Annotated in this window: 14 protein-coding genes and 1 tRNA gene; 5 read left to right on the top strand and 10 right to left on the bottom strand. The window is 39.2% G+C overall.

All coding sequences use genetic code 11. The features are described from left to right. A partial coding sequence (locus tag NSP_RS00450) for an IS1634 family transposase (protein ID WP_144360585.1) occupies positions 1 to 806 on the top strand: 806 nt, incomplete at its 5' end. 569 nt (positions 807 to 1,375) lie between these two features. Here NSP_RS00450 and NSP_RS00455 read toward each other — a convergent pair. After that, positions 1,376 to 1,951 (bottom strand): Uma2 family endonuclease, encoded by a 576-nt coding sequence (locus tag NSP_RS00455; protein ID WP_042201582.1) that lies wholly within the window; start codon positions 1,949 to 1,951, stop codon positions 1,376 to 1,378. Positions 1,952 to 2,153: 202 nt separating this feature from the next. Further along, entirely contained in the window at positions 2,154 to 6,140 is a 3,987-nt protein-coding gene (locus NSP_RS00460) for a magnesium chelatase subunit H (RefSeq protein ID WP_006194348.1), read from the bottom strand. 349 nt (positions 6,141 to 6,489) lie between these two features. On the opposite strand from NSP_RS00460, the gene NSP_RS00465 reads away from it, so the two are divergent. Further along, entirely contained in the window at positions 6,490 to 7,740 is a 1,251-nt protein-coding gene (locus tag NSP_RS00465) for a glycosyltransferase family protein (RefSeq protein ID WP_006194346.1), read from the top strand. A gap of 53 nt (positions 7,741 to 7,793) precedes the next feature. After that, complete coding sequence (locus NSP_RS00470) at positions 7,794 to 10,850, top strand: Eco57I restriction-modification methylase domain-containing protein (protein ID WP_006194345.1); 3,057 nt, start codon at positions 7,794 to 7,796, stop codon at positions 10,848 to 10,850. A 5-nt stretch (positions 10,851 to 10,855) separates the two neighbouring features. On the opposite strand, the gene NSP_RS00475 is transcribed toward NSP_RS00470, so the two are convergent. The 7 genes from NSP_RS00475 to NSP_RS00505 all read right to left on the bottom strand — a co-directional run bounded on the left by NSP_RS00475 (position 10,856) and on the right by NSP_RS00505 (position 18,083). Continuing rightward, complete coding sequence (locus NSP_RS00475; RefSeq protein ID WP_042201579.1) at positions 10,856 to 11,242, bottom strand: hypothetical protein; 387 nt, start codon at positions 11,240 to 11,242, stop codon at positions 10,856 to 10,858. A 337-nt stretch (positions 11,243 to 11,579) separates the two neighbouring features. Further along, on the bottom strand, positions 11,580 to 11,816 hold the full coding sequence (locus tag NSP_RS00480; protein ID WP_006194342.1) for a hypothetical protein: 237 nt from the start codon (positions 11,814 to 11,816) through the stop codon (positions 11,580 to 11,582). A gap of 20 nt (positions 11,817 to 11,836) precedes the next feature. Next, positions 11,837 to 14,104 (bottom strand): heavy metal translocating P-type ATPase, encoded by a 2,268-nt coding sequence (locus NSP_RS00485; RefSeq protein WP_042201576.1) that lies wholly within the window; start codon positions 14,102 to 14,104, stop codon positions 11,837 to 11,839. Positions 14,105 to 14,300: 196 nt separating this feature from the next. Then, positions 14,301 to 14,495, bottom strand: a complete 195-nt coding sequence (locus NSP_RS00490; RefSeq protein ID WP_006194340.1) for a heavy-metal-associated domain-containing protein — start codon at positions 14,493 to 14,495, stop codon at positions 14,301 to 14,303. 1,148 nt (positions 14,496 to 15,643) lie between these two features. Further along, on the bottom strand, positions 15,644 to 17,008 hold the full coding sequence (locus NSP_RS00495) for an ATP-binding response regulator (RefSeq protein ID WP_006194339.1): 1,365 nt from the start codon (positions 17,006 to 17,008) through the stop codon (positions 15,644 to 15,646). A 17-nt stretch (positions 17,009 to 17,025) separates the two neighbouring features. Continuing rightward, positions 17,026 to 17,226 (bottom strand): histidine kinase, encoded by a 201-nt coding sequence (locus tag NSP_RS00500; protein ID WP_444875312.1) that lies wholly within the window; start codon positions 17,224 to 17,226, stop codon positions 17,026 to 17,028. An 80-nt stretch (positions 17,227 to 17,306) separates the two neighbouring features. Next, positions 17,307 to 18,083 carry an SDR family NAD(P)-dependent oxidoreductase gene (locus tag NSP_RS00505; RefSeq protein WP_006194337.1) on the bottom strand — a complete coding sequence of 259 codons (777 nt, stop codon included), beginning with the start codon at positions 18,081 to 18,083 and terminating at the stop codon, positions 17,307 to 17,309. A 498-nt stretch (positions 18,084 to 18,581) separates the two neighbouring features. Between NSP_RS00505 and NSP_RS00510 the strand changes: the two genes are divergently transcribed. Next, a tRNA-Val gene (locus NSP_RS00510) sits at positions 18,582 to 18,656 on the top strand. Between the two features lie 123 nt (positions 18,657 to 18,779). Then, complete coding sequence (locus NSP_RS00515; RefSeq protein ID WP_173403321.1) at positions 18,780 to 20,252, top strand: GUN4 domain-containing protein; 1,473 nt, start codon at positions 18,780 to 18,782, stop codon at positions 20,250 to 20,252. A gap of 313 nt (positions 20,253 to 20,565) precedes the next feature. Here the strand turns inward: NSP_RS00515 and NSP_RS00520 are convergent, their stop codons facing one another. Then, the gene (locus NSP_RS00520) at positions 20,566 to 20,772 is read right to left on the bottom strand and encodes a hypothetical protein (protein WP_006194335.1); all 207 of its coding nucleotides are present in this window, start codon (positions 20,770 to 20,772) and stop codon (positions 20,566 to 20,568) included. Positions 20,773 to 20,824: the final 52 nt, after the last annotated feature.

The following is a 20,824-nucleotide window of genomic DNA, read 5'->3' on the forward strand; positions in this document are numbered from 1 at the left end:
CAGGATATTCATTTAAAGAAAATCAAATAACTTACGGGGACATAGAGCAAAGATGGTTGGTCGTACAGAGCCAAGTGAGAAAAGAATCAGACCTGCGTAAGCTTTCACAAAAAATTATCAAGGCTGAAGAAAAAGCTGTTAAGGAATTGAAAAAGTTATCACAAGATAAATTTGCTTGTGAGGCTGATGCTATCAAGGCATTATTAAAAATATCGAAACAATTTAAATATCACCAAATTGAGCAGAGTAACGTCAGTGAAATCACATCAAAGAAAAAAGACAACCAACCAGAGAAATTCTACCAAATATTCGGGACAGTATCCAGGAATGAAAATCAAATTAACAAGGAAGTACAGAGTGCAGGTAGATTTGTAATTGCCACAAATATTTTAGAGTCTAGTGTACTCAGCAATGACTCAATGTTAAAGGAATATAAAGCACAACAATCATGTGAACGGGGATTTGGTTTTCTCAAAGACCCATTATTTTTTGCAGATAGTATCTTTCTCAAAAGCCCTGAGAGAATTGAATCTCTAGCAATGATTATGGGTTTATGCTTGCTGGTATATACCCTGGCACAAAGACAAATACGAGCCGCTTTACGAGAAAATCAATCAACAATTAGAAATCAGTTAGGTAAACCAACTGCAAAACCTACTGTACGCTGGATATTTCAATGCTTTCAGTCAATTCATTTAGTTACATCTAATGACCAAATTCAAATCTCTAATCAGAATAAAGATAGAGATTTTATTCTGAGGCTTTTACCATCAGATTGTCTTCATTACTATAAATTCGTTACCTAACTATTCTCGTAATTGCGTATTTAATTAGTTATTTTATTTTTGATTAACGGGCTAATTAATTTAACAATTAGTTCTCAATTAATATGTTTAAAATCTAGGTTTGTCGCTTGTATATATTAGTAAAATTGCGAATTTAGAGATTTAGCATAGACATTTATCTATCAAATCACATAAATTTAGTTCTCGTTCTTATTGCTCCTTATTGACAATACATTCTGATGCCATTTTGTCAGATTAATGACTGCTCAAAATCTTTTCTCCCTATAAATGTCTGATTTTATTCTTTGCTTACATTTTTATTTCAGTAATTACCGCTTGTGACAGTTGAAGGTGCGGAATGTGGGTTAAATTGTGTTTTTATTTTTCCTTCATTTGCTTTAGCTGCACTGAACAAAACTCTAATATTTGACAATTTTGAAAGTTTTTGATCTATTTCTCCCCATTTTCTAAGTGTTATGAAATAAACAGAGTATCTAAGATTATTATATATTAACTACAAACAAGAATAATTCATAAGATCATGAATAAAAGTAAAAATAAATCTCTGTTTGTTAAAATCCAGGCAGATATTACCAAATCATTCCCAAATTCAAAACAAAACCATTTAACACATCTTCCCCTGACACCGTAGTAGGAGACTCCAAAACCTCAACCTCTTTTCCTTGTCTATAAATCTCAACTTGCCGATATTTACGATTAATTAATAAACCTAAACGCACACCATTATCTATATATTCCCTCATCTTTTCCTGTGCAACCTTCAAACTATCACTTGGGGAAAGTAATTCAACCACAAAATCAGGACAAATCGGGGGAAACTTTTCTTTTTGCTCCTCCGTTAAACTATCCCATCTTTCTAACTTTATCCAAGAAGCATCAGGAGAACGATCTGCACCATTAGGCAATTTAAAACAGGTAGAAGAATCAAAAGCTATTCCCGTACCATCAGCATCAGTCCAATTAAATAATTGTTGATTTAGTCTACCATTACGATTTCCCGTTTCTCCTCCCGTTGGTGGCATAATGATTAATTCCCCATTTGCAGTTCTTTCAAATCTCAATTCCCGGTTGTTTTGACATAGCTGAAAAAACTGATCATCAGTCATATCTATCACTGATTTTAAATTGACAGTTAAAGCATTCATAGCCATATCCTACAATTACAAAAATTGTTATTTCACCCAAATCATGAACTAATCTCTCTCTTCCTTTGCTCCTTAGCACCTTTGCGCGAAACCCACAACAATTATATCAAATTCCCAACACCTCTCTGCGCCTCTGCGCCTCTGCGTGAAAAAAAATCAACTCATTTAAAAATAGGCAGGTTTTATACCTGCCCATGTAATCCTATTCTATACCTTCAATCCGGTCTTCAACCTCTTGGTACAACTCGCGCAGACGATCTAAATTATCGTCGCTAGTCTCCCAATAACCGCGACCATTCATTTCCAACAACGTGGAAACAATCTTGCGGAAAGAATGGGGGTTGAGATTCATCAACCGTTTCTGCATTTCTTCATCTTTGATGAAGGTTTCGTTGGTATCCTCATAAATCCAGTTATCCACAGCGCCGGCGGTCGCACTCCAACCAGTGGTATTTACTAACCGCTTGGAAAGTTCGCGTACACCTTCGTAACCGTGAGATAACATCCCTTCGTACCATTTGGGGTTTAACAACTTGGTACGCGCATCTAAACGCACGGTTTCCGTTAACGATCGCACCTGTGCATTTGCTGTGGTAGTGTCTGCAATGTATGATGCTGGTGTCTTCCCATCTTTACGCAGACTTGCTACTAACTTAGTAGGATCTGAGTCAAAGTAGTGGGAAACGTCCGTTAAGCTAATTTCCGAAGAGTCCAGGTTTTGGAATGTAGCATCAGCAGTTTTCAAAGAAGTTTCAAACATCTGCCGTGACTCATCCATCACACCGGGGTTATCAGAATTGAAGGAGAACGATTTCCGTCTCAGGTACATTTCCTGCAACTCGGCTTCACTATCCCAAGTGCTGTTTTCTACCGCTAAGTTAATATTTGACGAGTAAGAACCAGAAGCATTAGAGAAAACGCGAGTCGCTGCTTGACGCAGATTAATTCCCATTTCCTCGGCTTGTTTCAAAGCGTGTTGGCGAACAAAGTTCATTTCTAAGGGTTCATCAGCCTCAGCAGCCATTTTCACACCTTGGTCTAGCAGGTTCATTTGGTTAATGAACAAGTCGCGGAATACACCAGAACAGTTGATTACTACATCAATTCTGGGTCGTCCCAACTCTTCTAAAGGTATTAACTCCAACTTGTTCACCCGTCCCAAAGCATCGGGAACCGGACGCACACCAATCATCCACATAATTTGTGCTAGGGATTCACCGTAAGTTTTGATGTTATCGGTTCCCCAGAGGACACAGGCGATGGTTTCTGGCCATTTACCCTCATTTTCTGCCTTGTTACGTTCCAAGAGCCGATCTACAACGATTTTGGCTGATTGGACTGCGGCGGCTGTGGGGATTGATTGGGGGTCGAGGGCATGGATATTCTTACCTGTAGGCAATACATCCGGGTTACGGATGGGATCTCCACCAGGGCCAGGTAAAACATATTCGCCTTCTAAGCCTTGGAGTAATGCGCCGAGTTCGTTATCTGCACAAACTTGTTTCAAGCAGAATTCCAAATACTCAAACACTGGCTTTAAGGCTTCTGGGTCAACTTTGGGATAGCCGGCTTTATGTAAAGCTTCTACCCAAGGTTCTTTTTTACCCATGTTGAAGAAGTTCAACCGGGAAACCAAAGAAACTCTGCCTTCTGCGTCGGTTTGCGCTTTTACCAGTGCGGCTACTGCTTCACGGGTGGCTAAGGTTATATCTTGTAATAACTGGACATCTTCTAAATTACCGAGGTCGCTGTTTTTGTAAATGTCGTCTATGTCACGCCCGATGCTGCTGGCAATGATTCGGGGTAAGCTGAGAATTTCTTCTTCTTGACGATCTAAACTACCAATGTTAACTAGGGTAGCTACTGCTTCTTCCGCACTTGGTGGTTTACCAATGACGTGCAACCCGCAAGGTAACAGCCTAGATTCAATTTCCATTAACTTCCGGTAGACGCTACCAACAATATGATCTCGCTCATCGGCGGTCATTTCTTTGGCATCGGTATCTGGTAAGTTAATATCTTTATCCAGGTTGACGATCCGGCATTTATCCATGATCGTGTTGACAATGGGAATGCCTCGCCCACTATCTTTTAAGGTTTGGTATGAAGCTATTAATTCGCTGAGTTCTTTCAAACCTTTATATAACCCGGCGTTTTCTGCGGGTGGTGTCAGGTAGGAAATTGTTTCAGCATAACTGCGGCGTTTGGCAATTGTCGCTTCACTGGGGTTATTGGCTGCGTAGTAATACAGGTTGGGAATTGAGCCAATTAGGTTATCTGGGTAACAGTCTCCAGACATCCCCATTTGCTTACCTGGCATAAATTCCAAGGAACCATGTGTACCAAAGTGCAGTACTGCATCCGCACCCCAAATTTGCTCTAGGTAGGTGTAGTAAGCTGCAAAACCGTGGTGAGGACTGGCTGAACGGGAGAACAATAGCCGCATGGGGTCGCCTTCGTAACCAAATGTAGGCTGTACGCCGATGAAGACGTTACCAAATTGTTTGCCGTAAATCAGCAGGTTCTGACCATCGCTGTTGAGGTTTCCGGGAGGTGGTCCCCAGTTTTCTTCTAGGCGTTGGGAGTAGGGGGTGAGTGCTTCATACTCTGGGACTGACATCTTGTAGGCGATGTTCAGTTCTGGGCTGGAATACTGTGCCTGGGCATCGTGGATGACTTGTTCCATTAACGCTTGGGCGGTTTCGGGAACGTCTTGCACGTCGTAGCCGTTGTTTCTTAGCCCTTTTAATACTTCAAATATGGAACCGAATACATCTAAGTAAGCGGCGGTTCCGACGTTGCCTTTATCTGGGGGGAAGCTGAAAACGGTGATGGCAACTTTTTTGTCAAGTTTTGGCTTGCGGCGCAGGTTAGCCCATTTTAAGGCTCTTTGGGCTATGGCTTCTACTCGATCCTGGAGGGCGTGTGCTTTTCCTGTAGCCCCATCTCTACCTGATAAAATTATCGGCTCAATGGCTCCATCTAATTCAGGAATAGCAATTTGCAAAGCTACTTGAATGGGATGTAAACCCAAGTCGCTATCCATCCACTCTTCTGTGGTTTGGAAGACTAAGGGCAACGCTACCATATAAGGACGATTCAGGCGTTTGAGTGATTCAATGGCTTTGGGATGGTCTTGTCTAGCTGGACCACCAACTAAGGCAAACCCAGTCAACGAAATCACTGCATCAATCAACGTTGTGTTGGTAGTCGGTTCATAAAAGTAAGCATCCACGGGTTTGGAAAAATCCAAGCCGCCGGCAAATACAGGAATTACTCTGGCTCCCAGTGATTCCAATTCCTGGACAATGGCTACATAATGGGCATCATCACCTGTAACTAGGTGCGTGCGTTGTAATACTAAACCGACACAAGGAGCTAAGGGATCTTTTAGATCACTAGAAATATCCTTGCGGGCGGTGTACCAATTCAGGTATTCTCTTATATCCTCAAACATGGTGGTCGCCAAAGGATGCCAAATTCCCATATCGGGATAGACAACTGGCGCTTCATAAGTGGGAGATGGAAAATTTTTCTTGTCTACATCTTTTAATACATATTTATCAGCTAACATTAGCAAGAAGTTTTCCAGGTTTTCTGGTGAACCTCCAAGCCAATACTGAAAACTGAGCATGAAATTTCGAGCGTCCTGTGCCTTTTCCATTGGCAAGAACTTTAATACTTGGGGCAAGGTTCGCAGCAGTTTCAGCATTCCATCTTGGAATCCTGCTCCAGATTTTTCCTTGCGTTTCCGCATAAATTGAGCGATCGCACTCTTCGATTGTCCCAATTGTGCCAAGGAAAAAGTCCCCATTTTATTGAGGCGCATAACTTCGGGCATGGATGGGAAAACAACCGAAACATCTAGGTGATGGCGGTGTGGTTCTACGGCTGTAACTACTTTTTGTGCTAAGTCTTCTATGAAAATAAGTGAGGCGATAAAGATGTTAGCAGTCTCCATTTCCCGTTTGAACTCTTCGTAGTTCTCTGGATCTCGGAGTTCCTCGATCAAGTACCCACTGATTTCAATGGCTAGGTTGGGGTTGTTCGAGTTTATTGTGCTAACAGCTTGCGACAATGCACTTTGATATTGGGACTCAAGCACGACATAGACCACCTTGATTAAATTACGTCCGCGTAAGTTATCAGGCGCAATATGTCTAATGGTGGACTTGACGTGTGTGAACATGCAGATTTGCTCCTTTGATGTTCTCTAAACTGAAGTTCTTAGCGACATCTGCCGCTAGGATTACTTCTTGATTTTCGGCAATATTAATTTTTTATCAGAAAAACCTTACTCTTTGTGCATTTCGTGGTCTAGATGACACAAATCGATATAAAAAAATAAATATTTATTTATAAATCTTGACAAATTAGAAAAGTGTTTACTCACATTTGTGTAACAGTTTTGTAATATTTTGGGAGTGGGGAGTGGGGAGTGGGGAGTAGGGAATATGGGAATATGGGAGATGACCAAAGAATTTTAGATTGCAGTTGAATCCAAAATCCAAAATCCAAAATCTAAAATTGATTGACTAATGACTAAACCAGTTGATATTGTGATTCTCTCGAATGGACCCGGTGAGGTGACTACTTGGGTGCGTCCTGTTGTTAAGGCTTTACGGCAAGAATTAGGGGACAACCCTGCTGTGGTGAGGATTTCTGTGGTTTTGTCGCCTTGTCCAAATGCTACGGGTAAGGAAGGGGCGATCGCTCTTTCCTATCCAGAAGTTGACAGGGTACAATCAGCAGAGCATTTTTGGCAGTTTTTGCTGTGGGGTAAGACTTTTGATAATTGGGAATGGCGCGATCGCGGTGTGGTAGTTTTTTTAGGTGGTGATCAAATTTTTCCCGTAGTCATTGGCAAAAAACTGGGTTATCGCACCGTGGTTTACGCCGAATGGGATGCACGATGGCATAATTTGATTGACCGTTTTGGCGTAATGCAGGCTAAAGTTGCTGCAAAAGTTTCCCGAAAATATGCTCACAAATTTACGGTTGTGGGTGATTTGATGTTAGAAGCACAGAAATTTGAGCAGGTTTTAACTCCTGACTCTTCGCCCAACACTGAAATAATTGGTTTACTTCCAGGGTCAAAAGCTGCAAAATTAGCCCAAGGTGTACCATTATCTTTAGCTATTGCTGAATATATTCACACCAGAAGACCCGAAATCAGATTTGTGATTCCCGTTGCGCCGACATTGGATTTACAAACTTTAGTGAATTTTGCAGATACACAAAAGAACTCTTTTGTCAAGATATTTGGCGGTGTATCTGCTACTTTAGTTGAATCTGAGTATCCCGTGCTGAAAACTGAAACGGGTTTGTGTTTGGAATTGTGCAGAGAAAATCCCGCCCACGAATTATTATCTCAATGTACTATCTGTTTAACCACCGTAGGCGCAAACACTGCTGAACTCGGTGCTTTGGCTGTACCGATGATTGTTTTAATACCGACTCAACAACTTGATGCGATGCGTTCTTGGGATGGTTTACCGGGATTATTAGCTAATTTACCTGGGGTTGGTTCTACTTTTGCTAAGGTAATTAACTGGCTGGTGTTGAATCGCAAAGGTTTATTAGCATGGCCGAATATCTGGGCTAAAGAAGAGATTGTACCAGAATTAGTGGGTAAACTCCAGCCGCAAGATGTCGCAGAAATGGTTTTGGACTTTTTGGATCATCCAGAAAAATTGGCAGCAATTAGGGCGAAATTACGCGGTGTTAGGGGTGAAAGCGGTGCAGCCAAGAAAATGGCACAGATTGTCAGTGAAGAAATTGTCAATTAATACATAAACACGACAAGCTACACTTGAAATAATACTAACTATTAATACCAATTATGAATGCCCCTCTGAGTATCATTCAACTTGTTGATTATTTTCACCAGCAAATAGATTTATATAAAGGGAGTGGCTTAAATGAAACACAAACTCGGATTCAATTTATTGATCCATTTTTTGCAGCTTTGGGATGGGATATCAGCAATGAAAAACAAGTTTCTGACATTTATCAAGATGTTGTTCATGAAGATAGGTTGAAAATTAGTGATGCTAAAAAAGCAAAAGCACCAGATTATAGTTTTCGTGTAGGGGGAGTAAGAAAGTTTTTTGTGGAAGCCAAGAAACCTGCTGTGAATGTAGGTACAAATATTAGTGCTGCTTTTCAACTTAGACGTTATGGATGGTCAGCAAAATTACCAGTTAGCATTTTAACGGATTTTGAAGAGTTTTCGGTTTATGACTGTCGGATTATGCCCAATAAAAATGATCCGGCATCTCAAGGAAGAATTAAATATTTTAAGTATACAGAATATGTAGAAAAATGGGAAGAAATTTATCAACTTTTTTCTAAAGAAGCTGTGTTAAATGGTTCCTTAGAAAAATTTGCTGAAACTAAAGTGAAAGCAGGTGTTACCGTTGATCAAGCATTTTTACGGGAAATCGAAACTTGGCGAGAAAATTTAGCCGCTAATATCGCTTGGCGCAACCCGCAAATTAAACAAAGAGACTTAAACTTTGCAGTTCAAATAACTATTAATAGAATCATATTTTTACGCATCTGTGAAGATAGGGAAATTGAAATTTATGAACAGTTATTAAATTTATTAAAATTTCAGAATATTTATCAAGAATTAGGACGTTTATTTATCAATGCAGACTATCGTTATAATTCTGGTTTATTTTATTTTCAACAAGAGAAAGGACGCGAACAACCAGATGATTTTACCCTAAATCTGACAATAGAAGATTATCCTTTAAGAGCGATTATTAAAAAGCTGTATCCACCAGAAAGTCCTTATGAGTTTTCTGTGATTCCTGTAGAAATTTTAGGACAGGTTTATGAGCAGTTTTTGGGTAAAATAATTACCTTATCAGCTAGTCGTCAAGCAGTAGTAGAAGATAAGCCAGAAGTTAGAAAAGCCGGTGGTGTTTATTATACTCCTAGTTATATTGTAGATTATATTGTCAAAGAAACTATTGGCAAGTTTTTAGAGGGTAAGAAACCAGAAAAAGTCCAAGAAATGAGCATTATTGATCCGGCCTGTGGCTCTGGTTCTTTTTTAATAGTAGCTTATCAATTTTTATTAGATTGGTATTTACAGCAGTATCTGCAAAATTTAAAGAAATACAAAAATAAAATTTATCAAGTTACAGGTAATAGTTGGCGGTTAACTTCAACTGAAAGAAAACGGATTTTATTAGCTCATATCTATGGTATAGATATTGATCAACAGGCAGTTGAAACAACAAAGCTGTCTTTGCTGTTAAAGGTTTTAGAGGGTGAATCAGTTGAAACTATTACAAAACAGTTAGAGTTTTTAAAGGAAAGGGCTTTACCAGATTTAGATAATAATATTCAGTGTGGTAATTCTTTAATAGATGGAGAATTTTATCAAAATAATCAGCTTGATTTACTAGATGAGGATACATCTGAGCGGATTAATATTTTTGATTGGGAAACTGGTTTTTCGGCAATTATGAAACGAGGAGGTTTTGATATAGTTATTGGAAATCCTCCTTATATTCGGATTCAAGCTTTAAAAGAATGGGCTGCTCTGGAAGTAGAATTTTATCAGGAAAAATATGTTTCTGCGAAGAAGGGAAATTATGATATCTATGTTATTTTTGTAGAAAAAGGATTAAATTTATTAACAAAAGATGGGCGTTTGGGTTTTATTTTACCTCATAAGTTTTTTAATGCTCAATATGGAGAACTTATCAGAGGATTTATAGCGGAAAATAAATCATTAAATCAAATTATTCATTTTGGAGATAAACAAGTTTTTACTGATGCAACTACATACACTTGTTTATTATTTTTAAGTAAGCAGAAAAATAAAAGTTTTGAATTTAAGAAAATTCATAGTTTGATTGATTGGCGTAGTGATGAAAATAAAAATATAGTTAGGCAAATTTTTCCTATGTCATATATTTCCCATGAGGAGTGGAATTTTGTAATGGGAAGAGATGACAAATGGTTTAGTAAAATCAATAATATATCGGTGAAGTTAGGTGATATTGCTCATCTATTTGTAGGCTTACAAACTGATGCAGATGATATCTTTATTATGGAACAGGTATGTATAGAAAATCAGCAAGTTCTATGTAAATCTCAAGTAAATGGGAAGTTATATTGGTTAGAAAATAATTTTTTAAAATATTTCTTGAAAGGATCACTGAATATTTGTAGGTATTCTTTCAAAAATGTGAATAAACGTCTGATTTTTCCTTATGAAACCATCAACAATAAATCTGTATTATTGTCAGCACATGACTATGAAAATAGATTTCCTCTGACATGGAATTATATCCAAGAAAATCAAGCTCGTTTAGCAGCCAGAAATAAAGGTAAGATGGGAACAAAGTGGTATGGTTATGTATATCATAAAAATCATACTCGCTTTGATTCACCAAAGTTATTAGTTCCCGCAATTGGTACTGGTAGTTGTTTCACTGCTGATTTAAATGGTGGTTATTATTTCGTTGGTAGTGGAGGTGGGGGTGGTGGTGGATATGGGATTTCTCTATTAGCAGAAATCAATATATCTTATTTTTATGTATTAGGTATTCTGAATTCTCAATTAATCAACAAGTTTTTGCAGTTGATTAGCACACCATTTAGAGGAGGCTATATAGCTTTAAGTAAACAATTTATTCAAAAAATACCTATTAAATTATTAGATTTATCAAAATCTACTGATCAGGTTATCCATCATGGTATGATTAGACTTGTGGAACAAATGCTTGCACTTCATCAACAACTAAATGAAGTCCAAACGCCCCCAGCTAAAAAAAGAGTTATACAACAAATTAAAGCCACAGATAGACAAATTAATCAATTGGTGTATGAACTCTATGAATTAACTGATGAGGAAATAGCTATTGTGGAAGGTTGATGAAATCATTCGTCTAATTGTCCACTTTGTCGTCCCAGTTCATAAATACCAGAAATAATACAAGCCATGATACCGAAGCTGATTCCCCAACTGCGTCCTAAACTAATTTCTATCAGCCAGTTGGATAAAGCACCAATTACCAGAAAAGGGACGATACTAAATAACGAAGCATAAAAAGCGTTTTGGGATTCTCTGGCTTCTCGTGTCTTTTCAAATTCAGTTTGGCTGGTGTAAAGCGATCGCTCGGCAAAATTAAACCAACGATTTAGCTGCTCAATGATTTTATCACGCAGTGACGAAAAAGTAAAGTATAGCGCCAATGACCACAGACTCGCACCGGCGATCGCTACCGTGTTAACCTCGATACGGAAAGGAATAATTTCAGTGATCATAGCTTGGAGATGTTCTGCAAATGGTCTTTTAAGCAATTTTAAGCATAAACGCTCACAGAATTTCTTTAAATTGCCAATTTTCTCGCTCATAGCGTGCGGAACCTCACCCCAACCCCTCTCCTTATTAAGGAGAGGGGAGAGTGAAAAAGAAGTCACAGACTGGGTTTGGTTGAATTAGATCAGAAGATTTAGGGGATATGAGGGGCGTGCCACTGCAATCATTTAGCCCATAACAGAATTACAATTTTGGTGATGAGTCCCTGTGGCTAGGGATCAATCAATTAGGCGATCGCTGTACGGAACTATAACTCACGGCGATCGCTTCCCTCACCAAAATTTACTGTTCTTTACCGTTGGTTGGCGCTGATGATTTGCTGAACAGAAACCACCATAACTCTAGTCCAATTAACGCTAAACCACCGATAGTTACACCAACTTTCAATGCTAAAGGTTGCTCTATGGATTGAAATTCCCTAGTTTCCCCTGATGAAGTGGTTGGGATGCTTGCTGATGCAGTTCCTACAGACAAACCTAAAGCAGTCAGGCTTGCCCAAAGTAGATTTTTGCTGAACATTAGTTAAGATATGGTATAATTTAGGAGATGACTTTTGGCTGAAACTTTCGCAATCTGAGGGCATTTGTCACCACAGAAACCGAAGATAAAGCCATTGCAGCACCGGCAATAATCGGATTTAGCAACCAGCCAAACATAGGAAACAAAATTCCCGCAGCGATAGGAATGCCGATAACGTTGTAGATAAAGGCAAAGAACAGGTTTTGGCGGATATTGCGAATTGTGGCTCGGCTGAGTTGAATGGCTGTGACGATTCCTTGTAAGTCTCCTGAAATCAGTGTAATATCACTAGCGGCGATCGCCACATCTGTTCCAGTACCAATTGCAATACCCACATCTGCTTGTGCTAGCGCAGGCGCATCATTAATCCCATCGCCTACCATCGCCACAATTTTAGCTTCATTCTTTTCGCCTTGCAGAGATTGAATCATCGCCGCTTTTTGGTCTGGGCGCACCTCTGGAAACACTCGCTGGATGCCGACTTGTTGCGCGATCGTCTCCGCAGTTTTCCGATTATCTCCAGTTAACATTACTACCTCTAAACCCAGTTTTTGCAGTATTTTCACTGCTGCGGCTGAGGAAGGTTTCAGAGCATCGGCAATACCCATAACTCCTGCTATTTCACCATCTACAGCCATTAAAATCACAGTTTTAGCCGCAGTTTCCCAAGCATCTTTATTTTCCTGGAGAACGTCAGTATTGATGCCCAATTCTGCCATCCAGCGCTGTGTACCAATTTGTACCAAGCGTTCGGAAACCACAGCTTGCACACCACTCCCAGCAACGGCTGCAAAATTATCAGCTTCAGTTAAACTCACCTCTTGGGATTGAGCATATTTTACCACAGCTTCCGCCAAGGGATGCTCAGAATTGCGTTCCACGGATGCAGCCAACTGTAAAAGCTGGAGTTCATTATGATCGGCTGTACCGTTGACAGAGACAAAATCTGTAACTGTGGGTTTTCCTTCAGTTAAAGTCCCAGTTTTATCGAGAACAATGGTTTGAATTTTGTGTGCTAATTCTAAGCTTTGGGCATCTTTAATTAAAATACCATTTTCTGCCCCTTTACCAGTCCCCACCATAATTGAAGTTGGAGTAGCTAAACCCAAAGCACAAGGACAGGCGATAATTAATACACCCACCGTCGTCATGATGGCGAGGGTAAAGTTACCCATAAAATTAAACCAAATCACAAAAGTGGCGATCGCGATCGCCATCACAACAGGTACAAACCAGCCCGTAACCTGATCTGCTAACCTTTGAATAGGAGCTTTAGAACCTTGGGCTTGCTGCACAAGTTTGACAATTTGCGCCAAAAACGTATCATTTCCCACTCGTGTCGCCCGAAACTGAAAACTACCAGTTTTGTTAATCGTCGCCCCAATTACCTCATACCCTGGTTGCTTCTGCACTGGTAAACTTTCACCAGTCACCATCGCCTCATCCACCATAGAAGCACCATTAATCACCTCACCATCTACCGGAATCTTTTCCCCAGGGCGCACCAAAATCACATCATTAATTGCGACTTCCGTAATGGGAATATCCATTTCCACACCATCACGGATAACTCTAGCATTTTTGGGTTGTAGTCCCATGAGTTGATGAATAGCTTCCGAAGTTTTTCCCCTCGCGCGATGTTCTAACAACCGCCCCAGCAAAATTAAAGCAATTACAATCACCGAAACCTCATAATATACATGAGGCATCAAACCCTGAGCCATAAAAAATCCAGGGAAGAAAGTCACAAACACAGAATAGAGAAATGCTGCACTTGTACCCACAGCCATCAGAGTATCCATTGTTGCTGTATGGTGTTTCAGGGCTTTCCAACCATTCACGTAAAAACTCCAACCACACCAGAATTGTACAGGTATAGTCAACACTAACTGCACCCAATAATTATGGAGAAATGCGGGAATAAACGGCACATTTATCCCAGTCATCATCGGTATGGAACCGACAAACATGATAATCCCAATCACACCCCCCACAATCACCTTGCGGGTAATTTCCCTATCTTCCGCTAACTTACTGGCTTTTTCAGTCTCATCTTCCCCAGCCAGAATATCTGTTTGCGGTAAATAAGAAGAGTATCCCACAGCATCGATAGCGGCTTGAATTGTCTTTAAATCAGTGCGTTTTTGGTCATAATTAATCGTGGCTTGCTCAAAACCAAAGTTAACATTACAGTCAGTCACCCCTGGAACCGAGCGAATTGCTTGGTCGATATTGTTCGCACAGGAGGCGCAACTCATACCTTTGAGTTTGAGTGTGAGAGTATCCATACTAAGTAAACCACTTTCACTGATATAGGGTGTTGAAGCAGAAGTTGCATTCATCTGAATGCAACTTAATCAACTCAAACACATTTAGTTTGCATTCAAATAACATCAAACCCTTGTGGGTTGGGCATCAAACCCTTGTGGGGTGGGCATCTTGCCCGCCCTCCTTATGCAAAGTTCAATGTGGAGCTAATCAGATTTAAGCCACGGGATAGCCAGCAGCAGCTAAAGCATCCTTAATTGCTGTTTCTGAAGCTTGAGTTTCTACGCTGACAAATTTGGTTTGTGGATCAGCCTCAATGGTAGCATTGGCATCAATTGTTTTAACTGCATTGGTAATATTGTTTGCACAAGCAGAACAAGCCATATTGGGAACTGTCAGTTTGAGTGTCATAGATTTACGGTATGGAATAAAAGAACTATCAAGACTAAGCTTGTATCTGCTCAATTGCAGTCTGTAAAGCTAATTCAGCCATCTTTATGGCTGTAGGGGGTGCTTTCCACTGTCGTCAGCGATTAAGTTTGGCTTTTACTGACGCATGGCGGAGATTTACCTTATATTTATCCTAAACTCTCTAGCCAACTAGAGAGTCTATCAGAGTTTACAAATCTTAAAATTTCCTAGCTTGAGAGGGCTTTGCAGGGTGTGGGAGTGACTACAGCAAAATTTAGCCACAAACTCACAAATGTAATGATAATTGTAATATTGCACGAGGCGATCGCTCATCGCCTTGGCTCAGTTTAAAATATTCAGATGAGATGACTTAAAAATAAATCTAAAAAAACTCAGCTATTGGTAATCAAAGTTGGAATATTTGCTGTAGCTGAACTTGTATAGACATATGTTAAATCTGAGAAAATTTGACCCAACTTTTCAAGAAAAAAGGCTTGGACAAGCCAAGCCCTTATGTATACCAAGCATTTACTACACCAATAATAATTTAATCTTTCTATGCCTTTAGTTCATCCTCCTAAAGGATGTGTGCAAATAACCTAAAAACTGATAATAAATTGCTTTGTTTAATCATAAAAAAAAGGTTTGGCTATAAACCAAACCTTGATTATTGCTGTGCTTAACAACGTACTGGACTATAATTTTAAGTTACTATTTTTATAGTTCATCTTCCTTTTGGAAGTCTCCAAATATTAACTTCATACTAGTTTTGGCGAAAGTCACTTCCAGTCCAGGTAATCATTTTGGCGACCAAAAATACCGAACTGCTGTGGCTATGCTTCTACATTTTTGTAGTAGCTATTTATATTCATTCAAAACTTTTAAAATATTCTCTAAGCCTAATATAGCGATTTCTACCTCAATGAGGTATACCCAGAATTATTCGACCACAGATGGACACAGATAAACACAGATAAATCCTGATATTTTGCAGATTAGTAAACGCTATATACAATTTTATATTGCGTAAATTTAATTCATGTGTCAGAAGTATGAAAAAGGCTTGAACAAGTGCCAAGCCTTTATATATACCAGGTGTTTACCATATCCAGCTATTTTAGCTATAAACTCATATCAATTCATCTATCTTAGAGTTGTATACAAATATTTGCAAATGTGATATGCAGCCTCATATATAAACAAATTTTAGTGATGATAGTTTTGGGGGGTATTTCCGAGGAATTGTGAGCTACACTCAAGATAATTTCGCCACCAGGTGGAGTATATTTGCAAGCATTATTGAGTAATTCCGCCAAGATGCGCTCTAAGCTAGTACCATCTGATAATAGTGACGGCAGATTTGAGGGAAGATTTAACTGTAAAGTTTGCTGATGTTCTTGAAGACGGACTTGAAACGGCGCAATTATCCAAGGTATCAACTGTTCTAAGAGCAACACATCTGGGGTAATCAAGAAACAGCCGTCAGCTTCTAAGCGTTGTAAGTCTAGCAAATCGTTGATTAGCGCCATTTCGCGATCGCACTCACCTGATAACATTTTTAAATAGCGGTGATTTTCTCCTGATCTGATAGAAAGTTGTAACATTTGAATCATCATCTTCATATTGCTCAGAGGCGATCGCAATTGGTGAGACAATAAATTTAAGAACTCATTTTTGAGTTGATTGATTTCTGCTAGTTGCGCTACGAGTTGTTCTTGCTCACTTTGCTTTTTACGAGCCTCCATAACCTGTTTGCGCTCAGTCATATCTCGGAAAATTAATACCGCACCTGTAATCCGATCTTGATCATCTCTAATGGGCGCAGCACTATCATGAATGGGAATCTCTGCACCATTTTTAGAAATCAGAACAGTTTCTGCTGGTAAACTAACGATATTACCATCTTGCAAGACTTTTGTGATCGGACTTTCCAAAAGCTCGTGAGTTTCTCCATTGGCAATCTTAAATACTTCCGATAAATTTCTCCCACAAGCTTCTTCTTGTTTCCAGCCCGTGAGAGTTTCAGCCACAGGATTCATAAAAGTTACTAACTCTTCAAAGTCGCTAGAAATGACTCCATCGCTGATACTTTTCAGGAGTGTAGATACCCATTTTTGATGCGTTTTTAATTGCTTTTCTAATTTATGTTTAGTCAGAGCTATTTCAATATTTATTTGTAGCTCTCTTTCTTTAAAAGGTTTGAGTAAGTAGCCAAAAGGCTCAGTAATTTTGGCACGTTCTAAAGTTTTATTATCAGCATAAGCCGTCAGATAAATTATGGGAATATCCAAATGCTTGTGAATTTCATTAGCCGCTTGGATACCATCTATTTCCCCTTTTAATCTAATATCCATTAGCACTAAATCTGGACAAAGTTCTAAAGACTTATTAATTGCTTCTTGTCCTGAAGCAGCCATAGCAGAAACTATATAACCAAATTTTTGTAGCCGATTACGTAAATCTTTGGCAACAATAGCTTCATCTTCTACTATGACAATTTTTGTAATTTTCATGTGTAACCAAAGTTTATTTATACTATAGGAAAATCTATTTTAAATTCTACTCCAATATCGCTCACAAAGGCTGTGATAGCTTTGATTAACCCCGATAGCCAATAAGTAGGATACCAACGCGTCCACACATCCATCAGATGGGTTCTACCGCAAGCAACAATAAATGCACTAAACATCAAGAAAATCTTCTTTGCGTTGTGATCACAGGATTTTTTGATTCCATGTGAAAATTTTACAAAAACACAAGTCTAATTATAACTTATTAATAAATTTAAATGTATTTTCGGCTATAAATATTTTAAGATTTAAAATGTCTGGCTAACATATTCAATAGAATTTTTCGGGGTACTAATCGAGCTAATGTACTTCTGATTTGAGTTTTAATGTCACCCATAACCAGTGTTGGTTGATGATTTTCTAAAGCCTTTAATGATTCACGCACAACTTCTTCAGAAGAATAAGCCTTATCTGTATTTCCTGCTAAAGCTGTCGGAAAGTTAGCTTCTACAAAAAAGTTGGTTTCTATGGGGCCTGGACAAGTAGCTAGGACACCCACACCATAGGGACGATTTTCTGCCCAAAGTGCTTCACTGAAACTGAGAATAAAAGCTTTACTAGCAGCATAAACAGAAAGATATGGTATTGGTTGAAATGCTGTAATTGAAGATACGTTAATAATGCCGACAGAATGGCGTTGACGCATAAGAGGTAGAAATTTATGGGTTAAATCTACCAATGCCAAAACGTTAAGCTGTACAATTTTTATTTGCCGTTCTCTGTCACTTTCGGCAAAATCACCATAGTCACCAAAACCAGCATTATTGATTAATAAATCAATGGTTAAACCCTTACTTTTAGTTATATCAAATACAGCCGCAGGTGCATCAGTTTCTGTTAAATCTTTAACAATAACATCAACTTGAATATTGTATTGGTCTTGTAGTTTTTTTGCTAGTTGATTAAGTTTTTCTGCGGAACGGGAAACTAAAACCAGGTTTGTCTTGCGTGTAGCTAATTCTTGGGCAAAGGCTTTACCAATACCACTAGATGCACCAGTTATTAAAGCAGTTAGCATTTTCAATATTGAATATTTTATGATCAATATTATAATTTTTTAAACTTAGGACTTACGCAATAACTCTCTGCAACCCTCTTTCCTTCGTGTCCTTCGCGTTCTTCTCCCAAGGGGAGACGCTACGCGAATGTGGTTCGTTTTTTCATGATTTTGCGTAAGTCCTGAAACTAATTTAAACAACTTTTAACTATTCAAACTTCTTTTCCAATAAGGATCAAAAAACACACGTTACTCAGTTAAAATTGACACATAATTAACAAAATTACAAACAGCCATGAACAAAGAATATACAATAAAATTAGGCTTTATGAAAAATTTTGCGTCAGTATTGCAAGTGTATTTTTTTTCTGATCATTGGGAAGACTAACCTCAGCCGAGATACAAATACTACTGTTAGCAGCAAAGAATAGTCCGCCGTGCATCTGTGGACTGACGGCATGAAAATTAATATTTGCTTTCCTGTAAAATATATGTTATATTAGGTTTTCGTGTGGTTAAGGACGTATAGCTCAGTTGGTTAGAGCGCTACGTTGACATCGTAGAGGTTCCTCGGTTCGAGTCCGAGTACGTCCATGTAGGGTGGGTTAGCGCAGCGTAACCCACCATTATCCTGAACTTGGGTTAAAATTATCACAGTAACCCACCATTATCCTGAACTTGGGTTAAAATTATCACAGAATGCCCGGTTTTGAGTCTATGCGTCAATGCCTGAATCCTGACTGTCTCTACCCTAACCCTGATAATTTCCAATTTTGCCAGAAGTGCGGGAGCAAGTTACTTCTGCGAGAAAGGTATGCGCCTCAGTCAATTTTAGGACAAGGGGGTTTTGGTCGGACTTTTTTAGCCATTGATGAAGATAAGCCATCAAAACCCTTTTGTGTGATTAAGCAGTTTTTACCCCAAGCACAAGGAACAGACAGTATTGATAAGGCTTCGCAGTTGTTTAGCCAAGAAGCAGAACGTTTGGAAGAGTTGGGTAAGCATCCCCAAATTCCAGAATTAATGGCTTATTTCACCGCAGATAATCGCCAATATTTAGTTCAAGAATTTGTGAAAGGGGAAACTCTACAAGCTGAGTTAGACAAAAATGGTGTTTTCTCAGAACAGCAGATTCGAGAATTATTAATAGAACTATTGGATATTTTGCAGTTTGTTCACAGTCAACAAGTAATTCACCGAGATATTAAGCCAGAAAATATCATTCGTCGCAGTGCTGACAATAAATTATTTTTAGTGGATTTTGGCGCAGCTAAGGTAGTAGAGCAAAAACAGCGCACAGCTACAGGAACAATTATCGGCTCGGCGGAATATTGCGCTCCTGAGCAGTTGCATGGAAAACCTAAATATATTAGTGATTTATATAGTTTAGGGGTAACTTGTCTGCATTTATTAACTCACATCAGTCCCTTTGATTTATATGATGTGATGGAGGGGGAATGGGTATGGCGAGATTATTTGAATGGTAATGTTGTTGGTGATGAATTAGGGAAGATTTTGGAAAGGTTAGCAAATCCTATCCCTAAGCAGCGTTATCAATCTGTTGCAGAAGTTGTGAATGTTTTAAAGACAATAACCTCACCCCCTAACCCTGTAAGAAAAAAGACAATAACCTCACCCCCTAACCCTGTAAGAAAAAAGACAATAACCTCACCCCCTAACCCTGTAAGGAAAAAGACAATAACCCCACCCCCTAACCCCCTCCCCGCAAGCGAGGAGGGGGGACTAATATCATCTGTGGGGATGGATTATGGGAAGCTGGGTGATTTACTCGCTGCTTGGAAATGGAGAGAAGCGGATGAGGAAACAAGGCGCGTAATGTTAGCGGTGATGAAGCGGGAAGAAGAAGGTTGGTTAGATGTTGAAAGTATTGAGAAGTTTCCTTGTGAAGACCTCCGCACTATTGACCAGTTGTGGGTAAAATACAGCAATGGGCGCTTTGGTTTTTCTGTGCAGAAACGTATTTATCAAAGTTTGGGGGGAACGAGAGATTTTAATGGTGAAATTTGGAGCGCCTTTGGGGACACGGTAGGATGGAGAAAAAGAGGAAAGTGGTTCTACTACAAGGATATTATTTTTGATTTGACTTCACCTGAAGGCCACCTCCCTTTTTGGGTGGTAGCGGTTGCGGGAGAGGTGCGTAGTGTTCTTCTCTCGCGTCGAGACTTGTAAATTTTGTCCTGAGAAATATGATTAGGGACAAAGGAAATTATCCGCCTATTCCATATCCCGCCAGAGAATAAATTCTCCGTCTAATAGCAGAAGTCCGTTGAAACGGACTGTAAGATTTATACAGCTTTTTGTAGGTGGCGCTAAAATTGCGGGTGTTGCTGAATCAGAGTATGAAATGCCAAAATTACCTTTCTTTTTCTTTCTACCTTTGCGCCTACCCTTCGGGAACGGCTTCCCTTCGGGACGCTGCGCGAACGCCGAATGCGCCTTTGCGTGAGAAAATGCTCTCAAATATATCTATACTATTTAACACTTAATTTTTAAGTAAAAATCTATCCGTACTTACCAGAACCAGAATTAATACCACTAGCTGAAATTGCCAAGGGGCTAATACTAAACTTAAAATTAAACTGAGAACTGTAAATAAACTGATGAGATAAGCTATTTCACCATCACACTTTTTAGATACATAGCCGATAGCTAAACCAGTACAAAGGGGAATCAAAAAAGATAAGTGCATTTTTACTATCCTCGGAACTAAAATGCAAAAATGGATAAAAGCAGACGCAAAC

It is taken from the genome of Nodularia spumigena CCY9414, assembly GCF_000340565.2.
GTDB lineage: Bacteria > Cyanobacteriota > Cyanobacteriia > Cyanobacteriales > Nostocaceae > Nodularia > Nodularia spumigena.

What these genes read in the sequence shown, in the direction of transcription:
- NSP_RS00465 (WP_006194346.1), top strand. Translation starts at nt 6,490, where the DNA reads ATGACTAAACCAGTTGATATTGTGATTCTCTCGAATGGACCCGGTGAG.
- NSP_RS00480 (WP_006194342.1), bottom strand. Translation starts at nt 11,816, where the DNA reads ATGTTCAGCAAAAATCTACTTTGGGCAAGCCTGACTGCTTTAGGTTTG.
- NSP_RS00470 (WP_006194345.1), top strand. Translation starts at nt 7,794, where the DNA reads ATGAATGCCCCTCTGAGTATCATTCAACTTGTTGATTATTTTCACCAG.
- NSP_RS00485 (WP_042201576.1), bottom strand. Translation starts at nt 14,104, where the DNA reads ATGGATACTCTCACACTCAAACTCAAAGGTATGAGTTGCGCCTCCTGT.
- NSP_RS00515 (WP_173403321.1), top strand. Translation starts at nt 18,780, where the DNA reads ATGCGTCAATGCCTGAATCCTGACTGTCTCTACCCTAACCCTGATAAT.
- NSP_RS00505 (WP_006194337.1), bottom strand. Translation starts at nt 18,083, where the DNA reads ATGCTAACTGCTTTAATAACTGGTGCATCTAGTGGTATTGGTAAAGCC.
- NSP_RS00490 (WP_006194340.1), bottom strand. Translation starts at nt 14,495, where the DNA reads ATGACACTCAAACTGACAGTTCCCAATATGGCTTGTTCTGCTTGTGCA.
- NSP_RS00495 (WP_006194339.1), bottom strand. Translation starts at nt 17,008, where the DNA reads ATGAAAATTACAAAAATTGTCATAGTAGAAGATGAAGCTATTGTTGCC.
- NSP_RS00460 (WP_006194348.1), bottom strand. Translation starts at nt 6,140, where the DNA reads ATGTTCACACACGTCAAGTCCACCATTAGACATATTGCGCCTGATAAC.
- NSP_RS00475 (WP_042201579.1), bottom strand. Translation starts at nt 11,242, where the DNA reads ATGATCACTGAAATTATTCCTTTCCGTATCGAGGTTAACACGGTAGCG.
- NSP_RS00520 (WP_006194335.1), bottom strand. Translation starts at nt 20,772, where the DNA reads ATGCACTTATCTTTTTTGATTCCCCTTTGTACTGGTTTAGCTATCGGC.
- NSP_RS00455 (WP_042201582.1), bottom strand. Translation starts at nt 1,951, where the DNA reads ATGAATGCTTTAACTGTCAATTTAAAATCAGTGATAGATATGACTGAT.